Origin of the sequence: Actinoplanes sp. NPDC026670 (assembly GCF_040638175.1) — a bacterium.
Taxonomy (GTDB): Bacteria; Actinomycetota; Actinomycetes; order Mycobacteriales; family Micromonosporaceae; genus Actinoplanes.
This window is the reverse complement of record NZ_JBEZXU010000015.1, coordinates 111270-135472: the sequence shown is the minus strand read 5'-3', so window position 1 is coordinate 135472 and position 24203 is coordinate 111270. Positions and strand designations below refer to the sequence as shown.

23 protein-coding genes and 1 pseudogene are annotated in these 24203 nt (G+C 69.7%); 15 read left to right on the top strand and 9 right to left on the bottom strand.

Annotated features, from left to right (window positions below; genetic code table 11):
* Positions 1-45: 45 nt before the first annotated feature.
* Entirely contained in the window at positions 46-1131 is a 1086-nt protein-coding gene (locus AB0E94_RS17025; protein WP_360327055.1) for an S-(hydroxymethyl)mycothiol dehydrogenase, read from the top strand.
* A gap of 3 nt (positions 1132-1134) precedes the next feature.
* Here AB0E94_RS17025 and AB0E94_RS17020 read toward each other — a convergent pair whose 3' ends face one another.
* Together AB0E94_RS17020 and AB0E94_RS17015 are read right to left on the bottom strand one after the other, a co-directional pair.
* Entirely contained in the window at positions 1135-2508 is a 1374-nt protein-coding gene (locus AB0E94_RS17020) for a trehalase family glycosidase (protein WP_360327053.1), read from the bottom strand.
* Between the two features lie 240 nt (positions 2509-2748).
* On the bottom strand, positions 2749-3816 hold the full coding sequence (locus AB0E94_RS17015; RefSeq protein ID WP_360327052.1) for a DNA polymerase ligase N-terminal domain-containing protein: 1068 nt from the start codon (positions 3814-3816) through the stop codon (positions 2749-2751).
* A gap of 360 nt (positions 3817-4176) precedes the next feature.
* Between AB0E94_RS17015 and AB0E94_RS17010 the strand changes: the two genes are divergently transcribed.
* The 3 genes from AB0E94_RS17010 (at position 4177) to AB0E94_RS17000 (ending at position 8759) form a co-directional block, all read left to right on the top strand.
* A complete protein-coding gene (locus tag AB0E94_RS17010) occupies positions 4177-5283 on the top strand; it encodes an FAD-dependent monooxygenase (protein ID WP_360327050.1) in 1107 nt (368 codons plus the stop codon).
* Between the two features lie 112 nt (positions 5284-5395).
* On the top strand, positions 5396-7150 hold the full coding sequence (ctaD, locus tag AB0E94_RS17005; protein ID WP_360327049.1) for a cytochrome c oxidase subunit I: 1755 nt from the start codon (positions 5396-5398) through the stop codon (positions 7148-7150).
* A gap of 214 nt (positions 7151-7364) precedes the next feature.
* Positions 7365-8759, top strand: a complete 1395-nt coding sequence (locus tag AB0E94_RS17000) for an MFS transporter (RefSeq protein WP_360327048.1) — start codon at positions 7365-7367, stop codon at positions 8757-8759.
* A 1362-nt stretch (positions 8760-10121) separates the two neighbouring features.
* Here the strand turns inward: AB0E94_RS17000 and AB0E94_RS16995 are convergent.
* From AB0E94_RS16995 to AB0E94_RS16975, 5 genes are all read right to left on the bottom strand, one after another.
* Entirely contained in the window at positions 10122-11138 is a 1017-nt protein-coding gene (locus AB0E94_RS16995) for a hypothetical protein (protein ID WP_360327047.1), read from the bottom strand.
* 70 nt (positions 11139-11208) lie between these two features.
* A complete protein-coding gene (locus AB0E94_RS16990) occupies positions 11209-11790 on the bottom strand; it encodes an alpha/beta hydrolase (protein WP_360327045.1) in 582 nt (193 codons plus the stop codon).
* On the bottom strand, positions 11787-12287 hold the full coding sequence (locus tag AB0E94_RS16985) for a GNAT family N-acetyltransferase (protein ID WP_360327043.1): 501 nt from the start codon (positions 12285-12287) through the stop codon (positions 11787-11789). Before AB0E94_RS16985 ends, AB0E94_RS16990 begins: the two co-directional genes overlap by 4 nt.
* Positions 12277-12855 (bottom strand): isochorismatase family protein, encoded by a 579-nt coding sequence (locus AB0E94_RS16980; RefSeq protein ID WP_360327041.1) that lies wholly within the window; start codon positions 12853-12855, stop codon positions 12277-12279. Before AB0E94_RS16980 ends, AB0E94_RS16985 begins: the two co-directional genes overlap by 11 nt.
* Before the next feature lie 11 nt (positions 12856-12866).
* Positions 12867-14153, bottom strand: coding sequence for a nicotinate phosphoribosyltransferase (locus tag AB0E94_RS16975; RefSeq protein WP_360327039.1), 1287 nt, complete (start codon positions 14151-14153; stop codon positions 12867-12869).
* Between the two features lie 106 nt (positions 14154-14259).
* Between AB0E94_RS16975 and clpS the strand changes: the two genes are divergently transcribed.
* The 5 genes and pseudogenes from clpS to AB0E94_RS16950 all read left to right on the top strand — a co-directional run bounded on the left by clpS (position 14260) and on the right by AB0E94_RS16950 (position 17013).
* Positions 14260-14550, top strand: coding sequence for an ATP-dependent Clp protease adapter ClpS (clpS, locus tag AB0E94_RS16970; RefSeq protein WP_093620264.1), 291 nt, complete (start codon positions 14260-14262; stop codon positions 14548-14550).
* A gap of 49 nt (positions 14551-14599) precedes the next feature.
* On the top strand, positions 14600-15100 hold the full coding sequence (locus tag AB0E94_RS16965; protein ID WP_317788347.1) for a DUF2017 domain-containing protein: 501 nt from the start codon (positions 14600-14602) through the stop codon (positions 15098-15100).
* Positions 15101-15159: 59 nt separating this feature from the next.
* Positions 15160-15656: pseudogene (locus tag AB0E94_RS16960) on the top strand (M67 family metallopeptidase).
* A 68-nt stretch (positions 15657-15724) separates the two neighbouring features.
* Positions 15725-16042, top strand: a complete 318-nt coding sequence (locus AB0E94_RS16955) for a MoaD family protein (protein WP_317788346.1) — start codon at positions 15725-15727, stop codon at positions 16040-16042.
* A 5-nt stretch (positions 16043-16047) separates the two neighbouring features.
* Positions 16048-17013, top strand: a complete 966-nt coding sequence (locus AB0E94_RS16950) for a cysteine synthase (RefSeq protein WP_360327037.1) — start codon at positions 16048-16050, stop codon at positions 17011-17013.
* On the opposite strand, the gene AB0E94_RS16945 is transcribed toward AB0E94_RS16950, so the two are convergent.
* Complete coding sequence (locus AB0E94_RS16945) at positions 17010-17393, bottom strand: hypothetical protein (protein WP_360327035.1); 384 nt, start codon at positions 17391-17393, stop codon at positions 17010-17012. The genes AB0E94_RS16950 and AB0E94_RS16945 overlap by 4 nt on opposite strands.
* Before the next feature lie 273 nt (positions 17394-17666).
* Here AB0E94_RS16945 and AB0E94_RS16940 point away from each other — a divergent pair, with 273 nt between their 5' ends.
* Genes AB0E94_RS16940 through rdgB form a run of 4 tightly spaced genes read left to right on the top strand, consistent with a single transcriptional unit; the run spans position 17667 to position 21042 of the window.
* Positions 17667-18413, top strand: coding sequence for an MBL fold metallo-hydrolase (locus AB0E94_RS16940; RefSeq protein ID WP_360327033.1), 747 nt, complete (start codon positions 17667-17669; stop codon positions 18411-18413).
* 49 nt (positions 18414-18462) lie between these two features.
* A complete protein-coding gene (locus AB0E94_RS16935) occupies positions 18463-19686 on the top strand; it encodes a glycosyltransferase (RefSeq protein ID WP_360327032.1) in 1224 nt (407 codons plus the stop codon).
* Between the two features lie 10 nt (positions 19687-19696).
* On the top strand, positions 19697-20425 hold the full coding sequence (gene rph, locus AB0E94_RS16930) for a ribonuclease PH (protein WP_360327030.1): 729 nt from the start codon (positions 19697-19699) through the stop codon (positions 20423-20425).
* Positions 20422-21042: an RdgB/HAM1 family non-canonical purine NTP pyrophosphatase gene (rdgB, locus tag AB0E94_RS16925; protein ID WP_360327028.1), complete on the top strand. Its 621-nt coding sequence runs from the start codon at positions 20422-20424 to the stop codon at positions 21040-21042. Before rph ends, rdgB begins: the two co-directional genes overlap by 4 nt.
* Here the strand turns inward: rdgB and AB0E94_RS16920 are convergent.
* Complete coding sequence (locus AB0E94_RS16920) at positions 21039-22283, bottom strand: alpha/beta fold hydrolase (protein WP_360327027.1); 1245 nt, start codon at positions 22281-22283, stop codon at positions 21039-21041. The two genes, rdgB and AB0E94_RS16920, sit on opposite strands and share 4 nt — an antisense overlap.
* Before the next feature lie 163 nt (positions 22284-22446).
* Here AB0E94_RS16920 and AB0E94_RS16915 point away from each other — a divergent pair, with 163 nt between their 5' ends.
* Entirely contained in the window at positions 22447-23496 is a 1050-nt protein-coding gene (locus AB0E94_RS16915; RefSeq protein ID WP_360327025.1) for a MerR family transcriptional regulator, read from the top strand.
* Positions 23497-23542: 46 nt separating this feature from the next.
* Positions 23543-24203: MFS transporter (locus tag AB0E94_RS16910; protein ID WP_360327023.1), on the top strand; the 661-nt coding region annotated here is incomplete at its 3' end.

The following is a 24203-nucleotide window of genomic DNA, read 5'->3' as shown; positions in this document are numbered from 1 at the left end:
GGCTGTCCTGATCGGACCACCGACCGGTGAAGGGTGCGTGCAGGGATGAGTCAGCGGGTGCGGGGCGTGATCGCCCGGGAGAAGGGCAAGCCGGTCGAGGTGACCACCATCGTGGTCCCCGACCCAGGACCGGGCGAGGCGGTCGTGAAGGTGCAGGCCTGCGGGGTCTGCCACACCGACCTGCACTATCGCGAGGGCGGAATCAACGACGAGTTCCCGTTCCTGCTCGGCCACGAGGCGGCCGGGGTGGTCGAGTCGGTCGGCGCCGGGGTGACCGACGTGGCGCCCGGTGACTTCGTGGTGCTCAACTGGCGTGCCGTCTGCGGCAACTGCCGGGCCTGCAACAAGGGCAAGCCGTGGTACTGCTTCGCCACCCACAACGCCAAGCAGAAGATGACCCTGGAGGACGGCACCGAGCTGTCCCCTGCCCTCGGCATCGGCGCGTTCGTGGAGAAGACACTGGTGCACGCCGGCCAGTGCACGAAGGTCGACCCGTCGGCGCGGGCGGCCGCGGTCGGACTGCTCGGCTGCGGCGTGATGGCCGGCCTCGGCGCGTCGATCAACACCGGTGGGGTGACCCGCGGCGACTCGGTCGCGGTGATCGGCTGCGGCGGTGTCGGCGACGGCGCGGTGGCGGGCGCGGCCCTGGCCGGCGCCACCACGATCATCGCGATCGACACCGACGACCGGAAACTGGAGTGGGCCCGCGGCTTCGGGGCGACCCACACGATCAACGCGCGCGAAGCCGACGTGGTCGAGGCGGTCAAGGCGCTCACCGGCGGCAACGGCGCCGACGTGGTGGTCGAGGCGGTCGGCCGCCCGGAGACGTACCGGCAGGCCTTCTACGCCCGTGACCTGGCCGGCACGGTGGTCCTGGTCGGCGTGCCGACCCCGGACATGACGATCGAGCTGCCGCTGCTCGACGTCTTCGGCCGCGGCGGGGCGCTCAAATCCAGCTGGTACGGCGACTGCCTGCCGAGCCGGGACTTCCCGCTGCTCGTCGAGCTCTACAAGCAGGGCCGGCTCGACCTGGACGCGTTCGTCACCGAGGAGATCGCGCTGGACGAGGTGGAGCAGGCGTTCGCCAAGATGCACACCGGTGACGTGCTGCGTTCCGTGGTGATCTTCTAACCGTCACGAGCGGGCATAGGCCGGCGCCGACCGGTCGGCCAGCAGATCCAGACAGAGGGCGGCGGTCCAGCCGAAAGCGGGTGAGCCGAGGCCGCCGCCGTCCTCCGGGTGGAAGTACTCGTAGTGCCCGTTGCGGTGCACCAGCCGCACCAGGGCCTGCCGCAGCTGCTCCGCCTCGTCGCGCCGGCCGTGCACCAGCAGACCCCGGCGCAACAGCCAGTTCACGTTCACCCAGACCGGGCCGCGCCAGTAGCGGCGATCGTCGAACGCCGGCCCGGTCCGGTCGTAACTCGGCGCCGGCAGCCCGAACCGGGGTGACCCGGCCTCGTCGGCCAGCGCGTTCGCCCGGCCCCGGTCGAGATCCGGCAGCATCAGCGGGAGCAGGCCACTCACGCTCCGGGCCGGGGTGCGGCGCCCGGACCGTACATCCAGGGCATGAAAGAAGTTGGTCTCCGGATCCCACAGCCGATCGGTGATGGCGGCGGTGATGCCCCGGGCGTGCTCCCGGTGCCGGCGTGCCTCAGCCGGCCGGCCCAGCACTCCGGCGATCTGCGCCAGAGCCAGCTCGGCCGTCGCCAGCAGGGCGTTGAAACCGGGGCATTCGACGACGAAACTGTGCCGTTCGGCCAGGTCGGTGTCCGAGTAACCGCCGTCCCGGTAGTTCTCCACCAGGCCCAGGTAGCGGGCGTAGTCGGTGTCGGTCGGCCGATGTGTGACGTCCGAGACGTCCAGGTCGCGCCGATGGTGGGTGTCCAGCAGGGTCAGGTCGGCCGGGACCGAGGCGAGCGCATCGTCCCAGGCCGGGCTGTTGTCCAGGCCGGACTCCCACGGATGCACGATCGAGGCGAGGCCACCGCCGCCCGCGTCCCGCCGGTCACCGAGGAACTCCTGCTGTGCCACCAGACGCGGATACAGCCAGTCCAGTTCGACCCGGGCCTGCTGCACGGCGTCGGCCCCGTGCGCGGCGGCGTGCCGGTACACCTCCCAGGCGGCGAGCGCGTGCATCGGCGGCTGGACCAGACCGGTGCTGCCCCGCGCCGGACGGCCGTTGTAGGCGGGCACGTTCCAGAACCGCGGCCCGGGGAAGTAGGCGTCCTCGCTGATCTCCGGATCGAAGACGATGTGCGGCACCCGGCCGTCCGGCCACTGCGCCTCGAACAGGCTCCGCAACTCGCGCCACGCCCGCGCCGGGTTCACATAGGCCAGGCCGATCGCCGCGAACGCGCTGTCCCAGCTCCACTGGTGCGGATAGAGCGTCCGCGACGGAACCGTGTAGTGGCCGGTCCAGTTCGCGTCGAGCACCCCGGCGGCCGAGCGCCACAGCTCGGCGCACATGTCCGGGACGACTGGCGCGGTCGGGGACGGGACGGGATGCATGCTGGCAACTCGCCTTTCCACTGGGCCGCCCGGCTCATCGGCCGGTTGGTGGCCGGCTCCAGTAAAACGGGCGCACGCATTCTGGCCTCGGCGGCCCTCGGCCCGCCGACCGGGGTGGCTTTTTCGTCACACCTCGGCGGCTTTCCGCCGCGCCTCGATGGTGCGGGATGGCCTTCCGTCACGCCTCGATGGTGCGGGGTGGCCTTCCGTCGTGCCTTGATGGTGCGGGGTGGCCTTTTGTCACGTCTTGATGGTGCGCCACAGGCGGCTGGCCCGGCCCGGCAGATAGGGCGAATCGAGCCGTTTCGCAACGATTCCCGGTAGTCCCTGCGCGCGGGCGGTCTCGCACGCGAAGTCGCCACCGCCGGTGAAGAACGGGGGCGTCTGCCAGTGCGGGCCGGCCAAGGCCAGACCGTCCAGCAGCTCGCGCCGCTCGGAATACCGGACCAGCTCCGTCGTGGCGTGGCCCTCCAGCCAGAGAAGGTCATACACCAGGAACTGCACAGGCGTCCGCTCGGCCGCGCGTTTCGCCGCCGCGGCGTCCTTCGGCGCCTCGCGCCGGGCCAGGAGGCCCGGATCCGGCCGGGCGCCGGCGAAGGCGACGATCTCACCGTCCAGCACCGCCTCGACCGGCGCGAGCGCCGGCCCGATCGGCCGGATCTCCGGAAACCACCTGGTCACATCGGTTCCGGTGGCATCGGTGAGACGCAGTCTTCCACCCGAGATGTACGCGAGGACGCGCCGCCCGCCCCAGGCCATCTCGTAGCCCCAGTCGGCGTCATCGGGCGGCAGCCCGGCTTGACTGGTCGCGAGCATCGGCTCCACCGCATCCGGCATCGGCTCCCAGCCCGGCTCGGACGGATCCATCCGCCGGACCATCCAGTCCGGTCCATCGGTCTGGAAGAAGACGTAACGCCCGTTGGTGCGCTCCCCGCGGAAGGTGACGCCGATCTCGTCGTCGCGCCACTTGTCGGCCTCGTAGGTGCCCGCGTCGAAGATGCTCATCCGGCCCCCGCCGTACTCCCCGGCGGGGATCTCGCCGGCGAAACCGAGGTACTCCAGGGGGTGGTCCTCGGTGTGTTTGGCCAGGTGGTTTCGGGCCTGGTCGCGGGGGAGACCACGCGGCACGGCGAACGAGACGAGAACGCCGTCACGCTCCAGCCGGACATCCCAGTGCAGGCTGCGGGCGTGGTGTTGCTGGATGACGAATCGCCTGGTGTCGGTCTTGGCCGGGGCGGTGGGCGGCACCGGCTCAGGGGTGCGCCGGGCGTCGCGCTTGCGCCGGTACTCATCGAGGCGGTCGGTCATGCTCCGATTGTCTGCCCGGGGTACGACAGAAATACACCGATGTGATTCGCGGGGCCGCCGGGCGTCAGCCGAAAGTGTCGTACCCCGATGGTTTGCTGTCGGCATGAACCGCTCGCCGCGTTCCCTGCACCGCTTCTACGCCCGCCGCCGGGCCGTCGCCCTCGCCCGTGCGGACCGTGCGTTCGCCGTCGTGACGGCCGACTCATCCGTTCCGCCACAGGAGACTGTCCTCACGGGTTGCACAACCTAAGATCACGCCCATATCGGACCTCCGCCTGATCGCGGGTGTTCCCCACGATGGTTGCGGGGGGTAGTGTTCTGGCTCCCACGCGTATCCATCGACAAGAAAGCGTTGGTGTGATGAGCTTGCGCATCCTCGTGGTGGGCGCCGGCATCGCCGGCTTGGCTGCGGCCCGGGGGCTGCGTGTCGCCGGTTTCCGGCCCGAGGTGGTGGAGGCGTTGCCCGCCTCCGTGGTGCCCGGGGCCGGCATCTATCTTCCCGGCAACGCGTCCCGTGCCCTGCGGCTGCTCGGCCTCGATGTCCCGCTGCGCCCGCTCGGTGATCTGATCTTCCGGCAGGTCTTCCTCGACACCCGGGGCCGCGATCTGTTCGAAATGGACGTCGCGGGGCTGTGGGCCGGTGTCGGCGAGTCCCGCGCCCTGTCCCGGGCCGACCTCCAGCAGGTCCTGCTCACCGGGGTGGGTGGCGAGGTCCGCTTCGAGACCGAGGTGCGCGACGTGCAGATCGTCGACGGCGCCGCCAAGGTCGAGTTCGGCACCGGCGCGGTGACCGAGTATGACCTGGTCGTCGGTGCCGACGGCCGCCGTTCGCTGATCCGCGACAAGGTCGGCCTGGGTGGCCCGGCCACCCCGACCGGCCAGATCGTCTACCGCTCGGTGGTCACCGGCGGCCCGCCGCTCACCGACTGGACCGCGGTGCTCGGCCGCCGGTCGGCCTTCGTCGCCATGCCGATGGGTGGCCGCCGGCTGTATTGCTATGCCGACGAGACCGCACCCGACACGCCCAACCCGGAGGATCCGGCCGAGCGCCTGCGTGAGCTGTTCGGCGCCTGGGGCGGCCCGATCCCGGCGATCCTCGACAAGATCGAGAAGGTGCAGGTCGCGCGCACCGACGAGGTGGTTCTGCCGTCCTGGTCGAAAGGCCCGGTCGTGCTGGTCGGCGACGCGGCGCACGCCACCGCGCCGACCCTCGCCCAGGGCGCCGCGATGTCCTTCGAGGACGGTTGGGTGCTCGGCCAGGAGCTGCGGTCGGCCGACGGCGACATCCCGGCGGCGCTTCGGGCGTATGAGGACCGCAGGCGCCCGCGTTGCTCCGAGGTGCGCGAGCGGACCCGTGAGCGAGACCGTGCCCGCGACGTCCCACCGTCCCTGCGCGACCCGATGCTGCGCCGTCGCGGCGCCCGCATCTTCACCGATCACTATCGGGCCCTGGTGTCGCCGGTCTGACGTTTGGTCACCCCGCGAAGGCCGAACGACCACGGGGGACTATTCTGCCACCGAGGTACGCCCGATCATCGGGGAAACCCGAGAGGGACGAACGAGACAACGGAGGCAATTCGTGACGACCGTTGCGCCGTCGCCGATCGCGACCCGACCATACCCGGTGCGGCGGCAGGTCAAGGGTTCGGCGTTTGCTCGGATCCTGCGCACGACGGACGCGAAGCAGATCGGGATCATGTACATGATCACGGCCTTCGTGTTCTTCCTGCTGGGTGGCCTGATGGCCCTCCTGATGCGCGCCGAGCTGGCCCGGCCGGGCATGCAGCTGCTCTCTCCGGAGCAGTTCAACCAGCTGTTCACCATGCACGGCACGATCATGCTGCTGTTCTTCGCGACGCCCATCGTGTTCGCGTTCGGCAACTACGTGGTGCCGATCCAGATCGGCGCGCCCGACGTGTCGTTCCCGCGGCTCAACGCGTTCGCCTACTGGCTCTACCTGTTCGGCGGCCTGATCACTATCGGCGGGTTCCTGACGCCGGGTGGCGCCGCCGACTTCGGCTGGTTCGCCTACACGCCGCTGAGCAACAGCCTGCACTCGCCGGGCGTCGGCGGAAACATGTGGGTGGTCGGCCTGGCGATCTCCGGTCTCGGCACGATCCTCGGCTCGGTCAACCTGATCACCACGATCCTGACCCTGCGGGCCCCGGGCATGACCATGTTCCGGATGCCGATCATGACGTGGAACATGCTGGTCACCGCGCTGCTCGCGGTCATGGTCTTCCCGTTCCTGGCAGCCGCGCTCTTCGCGCTCGCCGCCGACCGGGTGCTCGGCGCCCACGTCTTCGACGTGGAGACCGGCGGCCCGATGCTGTGGCAGCACCTCTTCTGGTTCTTCGGCCACCCCGAGGTGTACATCATCGCGCTGCCGTTCTTCGGCATCATCACCGAGGTCATCCCGGTCTTCAGCCGCAAGCCGGTCTTCGGCTACAAGGGACTGGTCGCCGCGACCCTGCTGATCGGCGCGCTGTCGATGTCGGTGTGGGCGCACCACATGTTCGCCACCGGCCAGGTGCTGCTGCCGTTCTTCAGCTTCCTGAGCTTCCTGATCGCGGTCCCGACCGGCATGAAGTTCTTCGTCTGGATCGGCACCATGTGGCGCGGCCAGATCAGTTTCGAGTCGCCGATGCTCTTCGCGGTCGGCTTCCTGGTGACGTTCCTCTTCGGTGGTCTCTCCGGCGTGCTGCTCGCCTCGCCGCCGATCGACTTCCACGTCTCCGACTCGTACTTCGTGATCGCCCACTTCCACTACGTGCTCTTCGGCACGATCGTGTTCGCGGTGTTCGCCGGCATCTACTTCTGGTTCCCGAAGATGTTCGGCCGGATGCTCGACGAGCGGCTCGCGAAGATCCACTTCTGGCTCACCATGATCGGCTTCCACGGCACGTTCCTGGTGCAGCACTGGCTCGGCACCAAGGGCATGCCCCGGCGGTACGCCGACTACCTGCCGGCCGACGGGTTCACCTTCCTGAACACGTTCTCCACCATCGGCGCGTTCATCCTCGGCCTGTCGACCCTGCCGTTCATCTACAACGTGTGGAAGTCGTACAAGGTCGGCGTGCTCGTGACCGCCGACGACCCGTGGGGCCACGGCAACTCGCTCGAGTGGGCGACCAGCAGCCCGCCGCCGCTGCGTAACTTCGACCGGATGCCGCGGATCCGCTCCGAGCGGCCCGCCTTCGACCTGAAGTTCCCGGAGCTGGCGGCCGGTCACTCGCTCGCCGGCCCGCCGGAGGGTGGCGCGCGGCCGCTCACCGCGGAGTCCGACGGGGGCGCCACCTACCGGGAAGACGTGGTCACCGATCGCGATCGCTGATCGTATGTAGTCGCCGTGGATCGGCCCGCACTCATCGTGAGTGCGGGCCGATTCCGTTTCCGGCACTGCCTTCTCTTCCCGCGGCCTTCTCGTCCTCTCGCCTGCGATGCGTCGCTCGTCACACCGGGCGCTTGAACGGCAGGTCGCGGCTCGAAGTGGTTGGCGTTGTGTCATACCCCCACGGCAGGATGTGCGGTGGAGGTCAGGATCCACCATGTCGCTTACGCCTTACCGCGAAACACTCGCGCTGCCGAAGATCACGTCGGTTCTCGTCGTCGCCACGCTCGCCCGCATTCCGATCGCGGCGGCCGCGGTGGTGCTCACCCTGCACGTCGTCGAGGGGCTTCACCTGACGTATGGGGCGGCCGGCCTGGTCGGAGCGGCCGCCACGATCGGCGGCTCGATCGGCGCGCCGGTGATGGGCCGGCTCATCGACCGCTGGGGGTTGCGGCCGGTGCTCGTCCTGACCACCGTGGCCGAGGTCGTCTACTGGCTGGTGGCCCAGGCCTTGCCGTATTGGGCGTTGCTGCCCGTCGCCGCGGTCGGCGGTTTCCTGGCGCTGCCCGCGTTCTCGGTGGCCCGGCAGGCGATCGCCGCGCTCACTCCGGAGTCGCACCGGCTGCCCGCGTTCGCCCTCGACTCGATGACCACCGAGTTGTCCTTCATGGCCGGTCCGGCCCTCGGCGTCCTGATCGTCACCACCGCCGGCTCCCGCTTCGCGATGGTCACCCTGGCCGTCGGCATCCTGTTCGCCGGTGTCGGCCTGTGGCTGCTCGACCCACCGGTCCGGGCCGCCCACGAGGCGCCCGTCTCCGGCGAGCGGGTGCCCCGCCGCAGCTGGCTGAATGCCCGTTTCGTCGCCATTCTCGCCGTCACGATGGCGGCTACGCTGGTCCTGTCCGGCACCGACGTGGCAGTCGTCGCGGTGCTGCGCGAGACCGGCCAGACCGAGTGGGCAGGCCTGGTCCTGTCCCTGTGGGCGCTCTTCTCGCTGATCGGCGGTTTCCTCTACGGCATGATCCGGCGCGGCCTGCCGATGCTGCCGCTCTTCGCCCCGATGGCGGTGCTGACCATCCCGGTCGGCCTGGGCGGCGATCATTGGGCCTTGCTGGCCCTCCTGCTGATCCCGGCCGGTTCCCTGTGTGCCCCCACCATCACCGCCAGCACCGACGCCATCAGCCGCCTCATCCCGGCCGGCGCCCGAGGCGAGGCGATGGGCTTGCACAATTCCGCACTCACCGTGGGCGTGGCCTGCGGCGCCCCGTTGGCGGGCCTCGCCATTGACCACTGGGGCCCGGCTTGGGGGTTCGTGGCGGTGGGCGCGGTCGGCGTGCTGGTCGCCCTTCTGGTGCTCCCCACCGAGATCCGCCACCGTCGTGGCACTCCTCCCACACCCACCCCAGACCCGCCGGTCACCCCATGGCCCACGTCCGCCCCAGACCTGCCGGGCACTCCGCGGCTCACGTCCGCCCCAGACCTGCCGGCCACCCCACGGCTCACGTCCACCCCAGATCCGCAGTTCACCCCGACTCCCGCTGCTGCCCCGGCTCCCGTCGCCGATTCAGCTGCTGGCACCGCGCCTGTCGCCCTTCCGCTAGCACCAGCCTGATTCCCGCCGCAGATCCGGTCACCGCCCCGGTTCCTTCCTCCGGCTCGCGCATCGCGCAGGTTCCCAGCCTGCGGCCTGGCAGCTGATGCCGGGCCCACGCTGAATTGGATTCAGTACTCGGGTCGGCCGGATTCACCGTGGGGTGAATCTCGCTGGGCTGGTCGTGGCCGCTGTCTTGCGCGCTTCTATGCAGCGGCCCGAGCCGGCCGCGAAGTACCGGCTGGTCGTGGCCGTTGCCTTGGCGTTTCGTGGCAGTGGTGACTTTGATGGCTAATTGAGGAGCCCGCCTGCCAGGGTGGCTGGTCGTGGCCGCCATCTTGGGGTGCTGCGAGACAGTGGTGACTCTGATGGCCATTTGAGGAACCCCTCTACCAGCGGAGACGTGGCGGTGGCTGCCGCCGGGCAGTCGAGGTAGGCTTTTGGATCTTGAACGTGGGTCCGCTGGCCGATGGCCTCGGGGCAACGCCTCGCGATGGTGACCGTGGGCACGTATGCGCTGGCAGTGAGGATTTCTCGATCAACTGGAGGGTCGACCCGGAGAGCTGACCGCCCGCGCACCAGCCTGCCCGCTGAGCCGATCTTGCACGAGTTTCACCTCGGGGCCGATTTTGCGGGCATCTCCACGTCCCAGCAGACACGTCTCCACGTCCCAGCAGACACGTCCCAGCGGGAAAACGTGTGCAAGGTCCACGCCGGGGTGTGGACCTTGCATGATGCTGCACTTCATGGAGGCGTCTTCAAGGCTTTCGCTGTATCCGATCTCAATCCCTGCCGGGCGATGACTTCGTGCCCGGCCTGTGGACTATCGCACCGGTCACGCCGTCGACCGGGAAACTGGGACGAAATGTCGCGCATGCAGAGGTTTCGGCCCCGGCCAGTCGCGTAGATCTTGCACGTTTCTCCACCTTCGAGGCGATCTTGCATCATTCTTCACGTCTGGGTGTGTTTTATCGTGCAAGGTCTACTGCGCCGGGGCGACCTTGCAGCTTTCTTCCCGTCGGGACGCGGAGAAGGCTGCAAGATCGGCGCGAGGGTGAAGAACCGTGCAAGATTCCTAGGCCTCGACTGGCGGAAGCGCTGGAGTTTTACGGAACCACCCGAATCCCGAACGGTATGTATCCTGCCAAATCTGGCGCACTGTCGAGGACTCCGCTCGATCTCAGCCCCAGGTCTCGCAGGGCTGCCTCGCGCGTGCCGGGACAGCGGTGACCCTGATGGCCCACCAGGTAACCGTCTACCTGTGGAAACGTGGCGGCGGCTACCGTCGGACAGCTGACGCAGGCGTGTCGGGACGGGGTGGACGGGCGTGGACCGTGACCGGTCCGGGGTGCGGGCGGGGCTGGAGGTTCGGGGTGGGGCGGATCAGGGAGCTGTCAGGCGGAGCAGGACTGGGCCCTCGCCCGGGCCGTACTTGGCCGCGTACAAAGTGGTGATCCGGTCCAGGGTCTCCGGTGCTGCTGTGGCCAGGATCCACCGTGCGGCGCCGTCGTCGGGGGCGCTGACCCGGTGGTCGGGATGGAAGGCGTGGGGCAGGGCCGCCGGATTGACGTTGACCCAGTGTTCGCCGTCGTGGGTGACGTAGCGGAGCTCGTACTCGGCGGTGTCGTTGGGGACGGTGACCCGCAACCGCATCCGGTAGTGGTCGGTGATGTTCTGCAAGCCGACCCCGTTCCAGCGGTTCTCGAAAGCTTCCAGGGCGAGTTCACCCAGGTCGCCACGCACCCGGACCTCGCGTTGGGAACTCTCGCTGACCCGCCGGTCGCGGAAGATGCCGTACGACAGCCAGTCGTCGACCCGGTAGAACGCGTGCGCCGGCCCGGTGGCGCTGATCCGCACCTCAAAGCCGGGGTGATGTCGCGTCGGCAGTGAGGTGATGAAACGGTCGAGTCGTTCGATGTTCTGCCGGATCGCGGCTATGGCGTCGGTCGGGGCGACCTGGCGGGCACGTTCGGCGGCGTCGGGGGAGGACGGGTCGGTCAGCATGATCCGGAAGCGGACCCCGCGATCGAGAGCGCCCCGGACCGCTTCGGTGAACCGTGCCTCGTGTGGGCCCTCCAGCAGCCCGGTCCAGTGTTTCCACAGGTCGACCCGGTCGTCGGCGGTTTCGATGCGCCCGATGACGTCCCGGTAGTCGAGCCGGTTGCGCCGCCGGACGGCGTTGCGGCTCAGGTAGAGCACCAGCGGCTGAAGGACGAGCACGGCGAGCGTGAGGTCGATCAGATTGGCGCCGATGCTGATCCGCAGCTCGTCGGCGAAGCCCGCGGTGTGCCGGACCGGGTAGAGCAGCACGAACGCGGTCACCAGCAGGAGCGCGCCGATCGCTGCGTACAGATAGGACAGCCGGTATCTGCTGTCCGACAAGCGGCCCCGTCGCGCCATCGGCCCATGATATCGATGCCGGGCATTGTCCACATCGGATGTGGAAGGGTGATGGCGCGACCGAAACGGGTCAGGCGGTGAGTGGCGTGTCCGGTGAGCCGCTGAGACACCAGTCCCGGATCGACAGCCACGACCCGTATCCCGCCTCCATGTCGAGGTGGGCGGCGCCGGCCAGGACGGTGGTCGGGATGCCGAGCGGCACCCCGTAGTCGGCGGCGGCCCCGGACGGGCAGTAGGGATCGTTGTCGGAGCACACCAGGCGCGTGTTCCGGGCCGCGGTGTCGAGCTGCCCCGCGGTGACGTGCGGCGCCTGGAAGCCGGCGATCTCCGGGATCCCGGCGGTGACGTCCGGCCCGGGTGGCGCGACGAGCAGCACCCGGTCGACAGGCGTCAGAACCTCCCCGGCCGCGGCCGCATGCAGCCAGAGCAGGCAACCGAGACTGTGACAGATCACGGTGCGTTCGCCGTCGGGAAGAGCGGCGAGGTGGGTACGCAGAGCAGCCAGCCAATCGGCGAGGACCGGCTGATCGGGCTCCGGAAGTTGCGGATAGGTCACGTGCCGACCGGCCGCGGCGAGCTCCCCGGCGAGCCAGTGGTGCCAGTGACCGGGCGGCCGGCGGTTCTGCCAGCCGTGCAGCAGCAGGAAGCTCATGGGACGTCGAATTCCAGGTACATCACGTGCAGCCCGACCCGGCCGTGGACCGGGTGCCGGAAGGACCGCGGAACCGTGCCGATCACCTCGAAACCCTCACGCCGGTACAGCTCGACGGCGCTGGTGTTGCTCTCGACGACCGCGTTGAACTGCATGCCCGCGAAACCCGCCTGCCTGGCCCAGCCGACCGCGAACCGGCACAGCGCCGTGCCCACCCCGCGCCCACGGGCCGCGGCCGCCACCATGAAGCTGGCGGTGGAGACGTGCGAACCCGGGCCGGGCCGGTTGGCGCCCATCTTGGCGGTGCCGACGACCTGCCCGTCCACCACGGCGACCACGGTCTGGCCGGGCGGCTGCTCGACCCACATCGCCCGGGCCACGGCCTCGGGCATCGCCGGATCGTACGGGAACGTCTCCTCGGCCTTGATCACGTCCTGGACGATGGCCCACACAGCCGGCCAGTCGGAGTCGGTGAACGGGCGGATCTCAGGCGTCAACGACTGGGCTCCCGGTCGTCTCGATCGCGGCGGCGCGGAGCTGCTCGATCGCGGCGTCGGTGGTGGCACGGGCCACTCCGGCGGTCAGTTCCAGCAGCACGGTGGTGGTGAAACCCTCCTTGGCCGCATCGAGGGCGGTCGCCCGTACACAATGATCGGTGGCGATGCCGACCACCTCGACCTCGGTGACTCCCTTGCCCCGCAGCCACCCGGCGAGAGTTTCGCCGCCTTCGCCGTGTCCCTCGAAGCCGGAGTAGGCCGCCTCGTATTCGCCCTTGTGGAAGACCGCCTCGACGCGGTCGGTGACCAGCTCGGGGTGGAAGTCGGAGCCGGGCGAGCCGGCGACGCAATGGACCGGCCACGAGTCGACGTAGTCGGGCGTCTCGCTGAAGTGGGAACCCGGGTCGATGTGCCAGTCCTTGGTGGCGACGACGTGCTTCCAGCGGTCGCCGGCCTTGTCGAGGACCAGCGAGATGCCCTTGGCGACTGCCGCGCCACCGGCGACCGCGAGTGAGCCGCCCTCGCAGAAGTCGTTCTGCACGTCCACGATGATCAGAGCGCGTGACATGGGATTGCCCCCTAGGCGGTGGGAACTATGACGACCGGAATGGCGGGGTCGCCCGCGGAGAGCTTGAGGCCCTCCCACGGGATGGAGATCAGGTTCTGCCGGAGGTGTTCGCGTGACTCGGCCAGGCTCGGCGTCTCGAGCACCTCGCCCCCGGCGATGTAGGTGCGCTGCAGGAGCCGGTCGTTGGTGTGGTGGTCGGGCACGCCCTGGGAGTAGATGATCTCCTCAGTGGCGGTGCCGGTGGGCTTGTGCCGGCGGATCGCGGTCTTGCGGCCGCCGACCGTCGCCTTGTTCTCCGAGCGTTTCACCACCGGGCGGCCGTCGACCTCGACCAGCTTGTAGACCAGGCTCGCGGTCGGCGCGCCGGAGCCGGTCACCACGGCGGTGCCGGCGCCGTAGATGTCGACCGGCTCGGCGGCCAGGGTGGCGATCGAGTACTCGTCCATGTCGCCGGAGACGATGATCTTCGTTTCGGTGGCGCCGAGCGAGTCGAGCAGCTCACGCGACTGCTGGGCGAGAACGGACAGGTCACCCGAGTCGATGCGGACGGCCCGCAGATCCGGTCCGGCGACCGCGATCGCGTTGCGGATGCCCTGGCTGATGTCATAGGTGTCGACGAGCAGCGTGGTGCTCTTGCCGAGCGCCGCCACCTGGGACGCGAAGGCGGCCGGCTCGTCGTCGTGCAGCAGCGTGAACGCGTGCGCCGACGTGCCGGTGGTCGGGATGCCGTAGGCGCGGCCGGCCGCGAGGTTCGACGTGGAGGCGAACCCGGCCAGGTAGGCGGCCCGCGCGGCGGCGACCGCGGCGTGCTCGTGGGTGCGCCGGGAGCCCATCTCGATGATCGGGCGCCCGCGGGCCGCGGTGACCATCCGGGCCGCGGCGGCCGCGATCGCGCAGTCGTGGTTGAGCACCGAAAGGATCAGCGTCTCCAGCACCACGCACTCGGCGAACTTGCCGGAGACGGTCAGGATCGGTGACCCGGGGAAGAACAGCTCGCCCTCGCCGTACCCCTCGATCTCGCCGCTGAACCGGTAGTCGGCGAGCCATTTCGCGGCGGTCTCGTCGACGATGCCGGCGGAGCGCAGGAACTCGATCTCGCCCGGCTCGAACCGGAAGTCGCGGATCAGCTCGATCAGCCGCCCGGTGCCGGCCACCACGCCGTAGCGCCGCCCGGTCGGCAGCCGGCGGGCGAAGACCTCGAAGACGCAGTGGCGGTCTGCGGTGCCGTCTCGCAACGCGGCACTGACCATGGTCAGCTCGTACTGATCGGTCATCAGGGCCGGCGCGATCGTCTCCACGGTCATACCCTACGACGAGGATGATGCCGAGGCGTGACGCGGCCGCTGACCTGGGGTTGGATGCCTGGTTCACCAGTTCGCCGGATCCGGTGGCACCATGGTGGGCATGGCGTTGCCTCAGGTTGCTCCCGTGGAGACGCCGGAGATCGAGGAAGTACCGGCCGAGGACCGGCCGTGGGTGACCATCGTCTGGGACGACCCGGTCAATCTCATGTCGTATGTGACCTGGGTCTTCCAGAAGCTCTTCGGCTACAGCAAGGAAAAGGCCGAGAGGCTGATGATGGACGTGCACACGAAAGGGAAGGCGGTGGTCTCCATCGGCGCGCGCGAGCGCATGGAGATGGACGCCAACCAACTGCACGGATACGGTCTCTGGGCCACGGTCGACAGGGGTTGACCGCAGGCCGGCCGGATAGACGAATCGGCGATCGGGTGGGGTAAAGCACATGTTCCGACGCAACGGTAGCCACTGTGTTGCCACGTTCGCGCACGACGAGGTGCGGGTCCTGCGCAAGGTGGCCGCTGAGGTGGTCGGCCTGCTGACCGACGGGATGGACCACACCGATCCGGTCGTCTCCCGCCTCTTCCCGGACATCTACCCCGATCGCCCGGAGGACTCGCAGGAGTTCCGGCTCTACACCGAGGGCGACCTGAAGACCAGCAAGATCGATCAGGCGGGCGCGATCCTCGCCGCCCTTCCGGACGAGGGCGAGGGGGAGGTACGGCTGGACGGCGAGGCCGCCGAGGCCTGGCTCCGTGCGATCAACGACGCACGCCTCGCCATGGGCACCCGGCTGGAGATCCACGCCGACACCGATCTCGGCGACGAGCTGGACCAGGCGGTGCTCGACGATCCGGGGTCGAGCCGGGTCTTCCAGCTGTCGGTGTACGCGTATCTGGGCTACCTACAGGAGTCCCTGTTGAACGCGCTACCCGACATTCAATGATTGCGGGTGTGTGCACCGCCACCGGTCAGGCAGCCGATTGCTTCGGTAATGTGAACGCCGTGCTGACCATCGACCGTGCGATCGTCGACGCGATCGTCGCCCACGCCCGCCGGGACCACCCGGACGAGGCCTGTGGCGTCGTCGCGGGCCCGATTGACAGTGACGTGCCCACCCGGCACATCCCGATGGACAATGCCGCGCGCTCGATGACGTTCTACGAGTTCGACTCGATGGAGCACCTACGGGTCTGGCGCGAGATGGACGACCTCGACGAGGAGCCGGTGGTCATCTACCACTCGCACACCGCCACCGAGGCGTTCCCGTCGCGCACCGACGTCTCGTTCGCCGGCGAGCCCAACGCGCACTACCTCCTGGTCTCGACCCGCGAGCCCGACTCCGAGGAGATTCGGTCGTTCCGTATCGTGGACGGTGTGGTGACCGAAGAAGAGGTCAACATCGTGGATGCGACGGTGAAGGCGTGATTTCCGCAGCAGTGCAGTCGTTCATGTTCGGGCAGAGCCCGGCGTCGGTCTTCTATGAGTGTCGCTGCCGCTAAGGCGTGCGACCCGACCAGACCGACCCTTTTCGCCCTTTCAAGTCGACTCCTCTAGGAGAAATTCAGCCATGGCTATCGAAGTTCGCGTTCCCACCATCCTCCGCAGCTACACCGGCGGCGCCAAGATCGTCGAGGGCGCCGGTGACACCCTCACCGAGTTGATCGACGACCTGGACGCCAAGCACAGCGGCCTCAAGGGCCGTCTGATCACCCCCGAGGGTGGCCTGCACCGGTTCGTCAACATCTACGTCAACGACGAGGACGTCCGCTTCCTCGGCGCGCTCGACGCCAAGGTCAAGGACGGCGACTCGATCACCATCCTCCCGGCGGTCGCCGGCGGCGCGCTCGGGTTCGCGGCGGCCGCGGCGCTGCTCGGCGGTCTGTAAGTTCGATGGCTCGTTACGAGAGCCTGCTGGACGCGTGCGGGGGCACGCCGCTCGTCGGCCTGCCCCGGCTCTCACCGGCGGTGCCCGAGGGGGCGCCGCCGGTGCGGCTCTGGGCCAAGCTGGAGGACCGCAACCCGACCGGCAGCATCAAGGACCGTGCCGCGCTCTTCATGGTGCGCGAGGCCGAGGAGTCCGGGCACCTGCGCCCCGGTGACACCATCCTGGAGCCGACCAGCGGCAACACCGGCATCGCGCTGGCCATGGTGGCGAAACTGCGGGGCTACCGGCTGGTCTGCGTGATGCCGGAGAACGTGTCGGCCGAGCGGACCCAGATCCTCCGGATGTACGGCGCGGAGATCATCTTCTCGCCGGCGGCGGGCGGGTCGAACCAGGCCGTCGCCACCGCCAAGCAGATCGCCGCCGAGCACCCCGACTGGAAGATGCTTTTCCAGTACGGGAATCCGGCGAACGCCCGGGCGCACTACGAGACCACGGGTCCCGAGCTGCTGCACGACCTGCCCACGATCACGCACTTCGTGGCCGGGCTGGGCACCACCGGCACGCTGATGGGCACCGGGCGGTTCCTGCGGGAGAAGGTCGACGGCATCCAGATCATCGCCGCCGAGCCGCGGTACGGCGAACTGGTCTACGGGCTGCGCAACATCGACGAGGGCTACGTGCCGGAGCTGTACGACGCCTCGGTGCTGACCCGGCGTTTCTCGGTCGGCACACGGGACGCGGTTCTGCGTACCCGCCAAATGATCGAAGTCGAAGGCATCTTCGCGGGCTTCTCGACCGGGGCGGTGCTGCACGCCGCCCTGGCGGTGGCGCACGAGGCGGTCCGGGCCGGCAACCGGGCCGACGTGGCCTTCGTGGTGCCCGACGCCGGCTGGAAATACCTGTCGACAGGCGCCTACGGCGGCACCCTGAACGAGGCGGAAGAGGCCCTCGAAGGCCAGCTCTGGGCCTAATACATCACAGCGATGTAAAGGTTGGCGGCCATCGGCACGGCCGCGGCCAGGAGCAGCATCCAGGGCAGGGCGCGCTGGTGGATGGCGAGGAACGCGGCCACCACCAGCGCCACGCTCAGCAGTGTGAGCAGCGCCAGCGCGGGCAGGTACCAGACCGGCGCCCCGCTGAAGACCGACACCACCGCGTAGAGGCCCACCGCGACACCGCACAGGCCGAGTCCCGCGCTGTAGATAGCGACCGCCAGCATCCGTGCGGCGCCGGGTGGCGGATCGTCGGGCGCCGGGAAGCGGAAGATCACCGGCTCCTCGGGCACGAGCCGGTGCGGGATGTCCGCGGGCGTCACGGCCCGCGTCGTGGGGACCTGCTCCAGCGCGGTCACTCCGCCTCCATCCGATGATCTTCAGAGCACTCACCCTGAGCAACGCGAATGGATCACCGGACGTGACGGTGCAAACGTGATGAGCCTGGTCATCACGGCTGTGATGTGCGTTGTCGATTTAGCGACAAATCGATCAGTTGTTAACGTCAAGCGCTGGTCGCGGCGTACGCTTCGCTCCGTGATTGACTGGTCAGACAAGTCCGGCTCGGCCAGCTTCAGGCCGGGCATCGGCCGGTCCGGTGGGGCAACCCGGTGTGAGCCAGAGGGATCGGGATGCGACTAACCGTTCTCGGTTGTGCCGGCAGTTTTCCCGGTCCCGAGTCGGCGTGTTCGGCCTACCTCGTGGAAGCCGAAGGGTTCCGGCTCCTGATCGACTTCGGTTCCGGGTCGCTCTCCGCCCTCCAGCGATACTCGGATATGCGTCGTGTCGACGCCATCCTCCTCACCCATCTGCACTGCGACCACATGCTCGACGCGTGCACCTACGTCGTGGTGCGGCGCTACGACCCGGCCGGTCCGCTGCCGGCCCTGCCGGTCTACGCCCCGCTGGGCGCGGCCGAGCGGATCGCCGCCGCGTACAGCACCGAGGGCGAGCCGGTCGACGACGTCTACACCTTCTACGGCCTCCAGCCCGGCACGTTCCCGATCGGGCCGCTCCAGGTCACCGTCGACCGGGTCAACCACCCCGTCGAGACGTACGGGGTGCGCATCGAGCACGAGGGCCGGGTGCTGGCCTACTCGTCGGACACCGCGCCCTGTGAGGCGCTGCTGCGCCTGGCCGCCGGCGCCGATCTGTTCCTCTGTGAGGCGAGTTACCAGGACGGTGTGGCCAACCCGCCTGACCTGCACCTGACCGGCGGGGAAGCGGGTGAGGCGGCGACGAAGGCCGATGTCGGCAAGCTGCTGCTGACCCATCTCGTTCCGGCCTGGGCCAGTGAGGCATCTATTGTGGAGGCGGCTACCGCCGCCTATGCGGGACCGGTCGAAGTCGTCCGCCCCGGCGCCAGATACGATCTCTGAGCCGGAGCGGGGGGTAAGGGACCGGCTGTCGTGACCTTGGAGTTGTTGCATGCGCATTGTTCGCCTGGCCAACTTCGTCACGGTTCATACCGGTGGCCTGCGGACCGCGCTGCGTCAACTCGGCCGTGGTTACCAGGAGGCCGGCCACGAGGCTGTCCTGGTCATTCCCGGGCGTCGCTACTCCGACAAGATGACCCGCCAGGGGCGTGTCATCACGCTGCCCAGCGCGCCCCTGCCGCGCACCGGTGGCTACCGCGTGCTCGCCGGCCGCCGTGAGCTGGTCAAACTGCTCGACAGCCTGGAGCCGGACCGGATCGAGGTCTCCGACCGCACCACGCTGCGCTGGACCGGTGGCTGGGCCCGGCAGCGCGGGGTGCGATCGATGATGGTCTCCCACGAGAGCCTGGCCGGCCTGCTCGGCGTCTGGGGCATGCCGAAACGTGACGCCCTCGCCGACCGGTTCAACAGGCGCACCGCCGAGGCGTTCGACACGATCGTATGCACCACGGCCTTCGCCGCCGAGGAGTTCCGCCGGATCGGTGTGCCCAACCTGGTCGAGGTGCCGCTCGGCGTCGACCTCGACCTGTTCCACCCGGGAAAGATGGACGTCTCGGTCCGCGCCCGCTACGCCCGGCCCGACGAGCTGCTGATGGTCTATTGCAGCCGGCTGTCCGCGGCCAAGCGCCCCGAGCTCGCGGTGGACACGGTGGCGTCGCTGCGCAACGGCAAGGTGCCGGCGGTGCTGGTGATGGCCGGTGACGGCACCCGGCGGACCGCGCTGGCCTACCGCGCCGCCCGGCTCCCGGTCCGGTTCGCCGGGCACATCTCCGAGCGGGCCGATGTCGCAGCGCTGCTGGCCAGCGCCGACGTGGTGCTGTCGCCGGGCCCGATCGAGACGTTCGGCCTGGCCGCGCTGGAGTCGCTGGCCTGCGGGACGCCGGTGGTGGTAAACGAGCAGAGCGCCCTGCCCGAGGTGGTCGGCGACGCCGGGGTGGCCGTGCCGGGCACCGCCGAGGGCTTCGCCGACGCGGTCAGCCGGATCATGGAGCGCCCGCGGGTGGAGCGCCGGGCCGCCGCACGGGCCCAGGCCGAGCAGTATGGATGGCCGAAATCGGTCGAGGGCTTCCTCCAGGCCCACGAGGCGAACCCGGCGCCGGTGACCGGTCTGATCCGGCCCGCGGCGCCGTTCAACGGCCTGCCGTCGCCCCGCCGGTTCGGTGCCGCCGGGCGGGAATCCGGGGCGGACGAAGCGGGCGCAGCACGCTACGCATAAGGTACGTAGCATGGCGCGACCCGACGGCCGGACGGCCGATCAGCTGCGACCGGTGACGCTGACCCGGCGCTGGAGTATGCACCCCGAAGGTTCGGTGCTGGTGGAGTTCGGCAACACCCGTGTGCTGTGCACGGCGAGCGTCACCGAGGGGGTGCCCCGCTGGCGTAAGGGCTCCGGGCTCGGCTGGCTCACCGCGGAGTATGCGATGTTGCCCCGGGCCACCGACACCCGCGGCGACCGGGAGAGTGTGAAGGGCAAGGTCGGCGGGCGGACTCAGGAGATCTCCCGCCTGATCGGCCGGAGCCTGCGAGCCTGCATCGACCTGAAAGCGCTCGGGGAGAACTCGATCGTTCTCGACTGTGACGTGCTCCAGGCCGACGGCGGCACCCGTACTGCTGCGATCACCGGCGCCTATGTGGCGCTGTATGACGCGGTCACCTGGCTGGCCGACCGCAAGTCGCTGGCCGGCAAGATCGAGAAGGTGCTGCACACCTCGATCCAGGCGGTCAGTGTCGGCATGCACGACGGCCAGGCGCGCCTCGACCTGGACTACCAGGAGGACGTCTCGGCCGAGGTCGACCTCAACGTGGTGTGCACCGGCGCCGGCGACTTCGTCGAGGTGCAGGGCACGGGAGAGAACGGCGTGTTCCGCCGGGCCCAGCTCGACGCGATGCTCGACCTCGGTGTGCAGGGCTGCGCCGAGCTGGCGATCCTTCAGCAGAAGGCGCTGGCCGCGTGAGCGCACGGCTGTTGCTCGCCACCGGTAACAAGAAGAAGCTCGTCGAACTACAGCGCATTCTGGACGCCGCGCTCGGTGTCGCCCAGATCGAGCTGGTCGGGCTCGGTGACTTCCCGGGCTACCCGGATGTGCCCGAGACCGGCCTCACCTTCGGGGAAAATGCGCTGATCAAAGCCCGTGAGGGCGCGAAGCGGACCGGCCTGCCCACGGTCGCCGACGACTCCGGCATCGCGGTCAACGCGCTGAACGGGATGCCCGGCGTGTTCAGCGCCCGCTGGTCCGGCACCACCGGCGACGACAAGGACGACGCCAACCTCGACCTGGTGCTGGCGCAGATCTCCGACGTGGCCGACGAGCACCGGGGCGGGGCGTTCGTCTGCGCCGCGGCGCTCGTGCTGCCGAACGGGCGCGAGCACCTGGTGGAGGGCCGCCAGACCGGCCGGCTGTTGCGCAGCCGGCGCGGCGAGGGCGGTTTCGGCTACGACCCGATCTTCGTCGGGGACGGCCAGGAGCGTACTAACGCCGAGCTCAGCCCCGCGGAAAAGGACGCCATCAGCCACCGTGGCAAGGCGTTCCGCGAGCTGGCGAAGGTGATCGCCAAGGAATTGCCCCGCTAGTCCTGCACCATCTTCAGGAGACGGTCGAGGACGTGCTCGTCACGTCCGAGGCCGTCGTGAGCGTACTCGTTGGTCACCCACGGCCGCAGGTTCCCGATGTGGGCCGCGGTGGCCAGCGACATGTCCCGGTCCACATACATGTCGTCGAAGTAGACCGCGGCCGCCACCGGCACCTCGTTGGCAGCCAGCCGGTCGACGTCGTACAGCGGCGCCCAGTCCGGCTTCCCGGCCAGCCGATCGGCCGCGGCGGCCAGCGGAACCAGCGCCGGGTCCTCCTCGAACAGCCACGGGTAGATCATCTCCCCGGTGAACCGGACCGGCCCGCCGGCATCCAGGTCGAAGGCCGGGAACTCGTCACGGACCCGGTGCGCCGCCCATCCGGTGGCCGCGCCCTGACCGTAGATCGCCTCGTGCACCACCGCGAACAGCGGCTGCTCGGCGAAGGAGACCGCGGCGTCCACCCGGCGCAGGAACAATTCGGACAACTCGTTGCCGGCGAACGCCTCCTCCAGCAGATGGTGCAGCAGGTCGAAGCGGGCGTTCGATCCCAGGTTGATGCCGATCGTCTGGAAACGGCGCGGGGTCAGCCGGTCCCCGGCAGGTAGCCGGGCGTCCTGGTCACGCAGCGCGTCGACGACCCGCCTGGCGATCGCCTCGTCCTCCGGATACCGCTTGAAGAACCGCTCGTTGTGCGCCAGCACCCGCGGATAGGCGGCCCGATAGACGTCCTCGGCCGTCGCGGTCAGCCCCGGCAGACCACCCGTGATGATCACCTCGCGGAGGCCGTGCGGCGCGAAACTGAGATACGTCACCGCGCAGAACCCGCCGAAACTCTGCCCCAGCACACTCCACGGCCGATCCCCGGCCAGACGGGCGCGCAGCAGTTCGGCGTCGGCCACGATGCTGTCCGCCCGGAAATGCGCCAGATACCCGGCCTGGTCCTCGATTCCGGCCAGGGTCTGCCTGGTCAACGGCGTGCTGCGCCCGGTTCCCCGCTGGTCGAGCAGCACCACCCGGTAGTCACGTGCCGCCCGGCGCAGCCACACCGGCAGATCACGCGGCGACCGGCTTCCCGGCCCACCCTGGAGATACACCAGAAACGGACGGCCTTCGGCCGCTGATCCCGTCTCCCTCACCTCCCGCGCGAAGATCTCGATGCGCGGTCCGTCCGGATCCGCATGATTCAGTGGTACGGCCAGCGTGTGCCCGACGAAGACGAGCCCGGAGTGACGATGAATCATCCTCCGAGCCTCCCGTATCGACGGCCGCCGACGGGAGCCGGATCGACCCTTGTCCTCCGTGTCGTCGGGCGGCGTCGGCGTCGGCTTGACCTTGCCCTTGGGGAAGGGCTCAGGATTTCGGTACCGGTCATCAGGGCCGGGTCGATGACGCGGGGGAGACACGGTGCGTGAGCTGCTGACGATCGGCGTGTTCGCCCGGGCGGCGCGGCTGTCGCCGAAGGCGCTCCGGCTCTACGACGAGCTGGGCCTGCTGAGACCGGCCGAGGTCGACAACGACTCGGGCTATCGGCTCTACGCGCCCGAGCAGCTCGAGCAGGCCCGCCTGATCGCCTGGCTGCGCCGGCTCGGCATGCCGCTGGAGCGGATCCGGCAGGTCGGCGAGCTGCCCGCGCCGGAGCAGGCGGCCCAGATCGGCGCCTACTGGGATCAGGTGCTCGCCGAGACCGCCGAGCGGGGCCGGCTCGCCACCTTCCTCGTCGACTATCTCTCCGGGAGGGGCAGCACGATGGGCACACTGGGGCTCCGTTATGCGGCGCGGTCCGAGACCGGCCTGGTCCGCGACAGCAATGAGGACACCGCCTACGCGGGCCCCCGCCTGATGGCGGTGGCCGACGGGATGCGCGGCCCCGGCGGTGACCGGGCCAGCTCAGCCGCCGTCGACGCGCTGAAGACACTGGAGACGGTGACGATCCCGGCCGGCGACCTGCTCGGCTCGCTGGCCGAGGCGGTGCGGGCGGCGTCCCAGTCGGTCGGCGAGCTCGACGGCGAGGCGGCCACCACGCTGACCGCCCTCTACTGGTCCGGCTCACAGCTGGCGCTCGCGCACATCGGCGACACCCGCGCCTATCGCCTTCGCGACGGCGAGCTGAGCCTGATCACCGTCGACCACACCTATGTCCGGTCACTGGTGGCGGAGGGCCGCCTGACCGAGGCCGAGGCCGCCGTCCACCCACAGCGGTCACTGCTGGTCAAAGCCCTCACCGGCGCGGGCGACGAAACCCCGGATCTCTCCCTCCACGAGGCCGCCGCCGGCGATCGCTACCTGCTCTGCTCCGACGGCCTGGCCACCACGGTCCCGGAGCCTGAGTTGCGCTCCGTCCTGGCCACTCCAGGCGACCCGGCCCAGGCGCTCGACGAGTTGTTCTCCCGCGCCTATGCGGCCGGCGCCCACGACAACGTCGCCGCTGTCGTCGCCGACGTGGTCCCGGCATGACTGAGACCCTCGCCGGCGGTGGTGCGCCCGCTCCGGCGGTGTCGCCGTGAGGGCGGCGCTCGCCGACCGCCGCCCGCTCGCGGTTCCCGCGTTTCGCCGCTGGTGGATCGCGTCGTTGGTGACCGCGGTCGGCGGCTCGTTCAGCGTGGTCGCGGTCCCGGCTCAGCTTTATGCGACGACCGGCTCGTCCGCGGCGCTCGGCGGCTCCGCCGTGCTGTCGTTCGCCGGTCTGGTGATCGGGGCGCTGACCGCGGGCACCCTGGCCGACCGCTGGGACCGGCGGCTGGTCCTGCTGGCGGCCCAGGCCGGTCTCGCCGCTACCTACGTGGGCCTGTGGGCGCAGGCCACCCTTGACGGTCCGCTGCCCATTCTGCTGGCTCTGGTGACCTGTCAGGGCCTGACTTTCGGAGCGATCTCCACCCTTGCCGGCGCGGTCCTGCCCAGGCTGCTGCCACCGGAGCTCCTGGCCGCCGCCAACAGCCTGAACTCCCTGGTTCGCTACGGCGGCTGGATCCTGGGCCCGGTCCTCGGCGGTCTGCTCATCCCGGTGGCCGGCCTGAGCACCCTCTATCTTTGCGACGCCGCCACCCTGCTGGCCGTCCTCTGGGCGGCCCTCCGCCTGCCCGTAATGCCCCCACAGACACCGTCGTCGCCTTCGTCGGGCGCAACCACGCACCCGTCCGGAAGCGGTTCGGCGGTGCGATCGC

Excerpts from the sequence above, each read along its gene's own strand:
- AB0E94_RS17025 (WP_360327055.1), top strand. The coding sequence starts at position 46 with ATGAGTCAGCGGGTGCGGGGCGTGATCGCCCGGGAGAAGGGCAAGCCG.
- AB0E94_RS17020 (WP_360327053.1), bottom strand. The coding sequence starts at position 2,508 with ATGCATCCCGTCCCGTCCCCGACCGCGCCAGTCGTCCCGGACATGTGC.
- AB0E94_RS17015 (WP_360327052.1), bottom strand. The coding sequence starts at position 3,816 with ATGACCGACCGCCTCGATGAGTACCGGCGCAAGCGCGACGCCCGGCGC.
- AB0E94_RS17010 (WP_360327050.1), top strand. The coding sequence starts at position 4,177 with ATGAGCTTGCGCATCCTCGTGGTGGGCGCCGGCATCGCCGGCTTGGCT.
- AB0E94_RS17000 (WP_360327048.1), top strand. The coding sequence starts at position 7,365 with ATGTCGCTTACGCCTTACCGCGAAACACTCGCGCTGCCGAAGATCACG.
- AB0E94_RS16995 (WP_360327047.1), bottom strand. The coding sequence starts at position 11,138 with ATGGCGCGACGGGGCCGCTTGTCGGACAGCAGATACCGGCTGTCCTAT.
- AB0E94_RS16990 (WP_360327045.1), bottom strand. The coding sequence starts at position 11,790 with ATGAGCTTCCTGCTGCTGCACGGCTGGCAGAACCGCCGGCCGCCCGGT.
- AB0E94_RS16980 (WP_360327041.1), bottom strand. The coding sequence starts at position 12,855 with ATGTCACGCGCTCTGATCATCGTGGACGTGCAGAACGACTTCTGCGAG.
- clpS (WP_093620264.1), top strand. The coding sequence starts at position 14,260 with ATGGCGTTGCCTCAGGTTGCTCCCGTGGAGACGCCGGAGATCGAGGAA.
- AB0E94_RS16965 (WP_317788347.1), top strand. The coding sequence starts at position 14,600 with ATGTTCCGACGCAACGGTAGCCACTGTGTTGCCACGTTCGCGCACGAC.
- AB0E94_RS16955 (WP_317788346.1), top strand. The coding sequence starts at position 15,725 with ATGGCTATCGAAGTTCGCGTTCCCACCATCCTCCGCAGCTACACCGGC.
- AB0E94_RS16950 (WP_360327037.1), top strand. The coding sequence starts at position 16,048 with ATGGCTCGTTACGAGAGCCTGCTGGACGCGTGCGGGGGCACGCCGCTC.
- AB0E94_RS16940 (WP_360327033.1), top strand. The coding sequence starts at position 17,667 with ATGCGACTAACCGTTCTCGGTTGTGCCGGCAGTTTTCCCGGTCCCGAG.
- AB0E94_RS16935 (WP_360327032.1), top strand. The coding sequence starts at position 18,463 with ATGCGCATTGTTCGCCTGGCCAACTTCGTCACGGTTCATACCGGTGGC.
- rph (WP_360327030.1), top strand. The coding sequence starts at position 19,697 with ATGGCGCGACCCGACGGCCGGACGGCCGATCAGCTGCGACCGGTGACG.
- AB0E94_RS16920 (WP_360327027.1), bottom strand. The coding sequence starts at position 22,283 with ATGATTCATCGTCACTCCGGGCTCGTCTTCGTCGGGCACACGCTGGCC.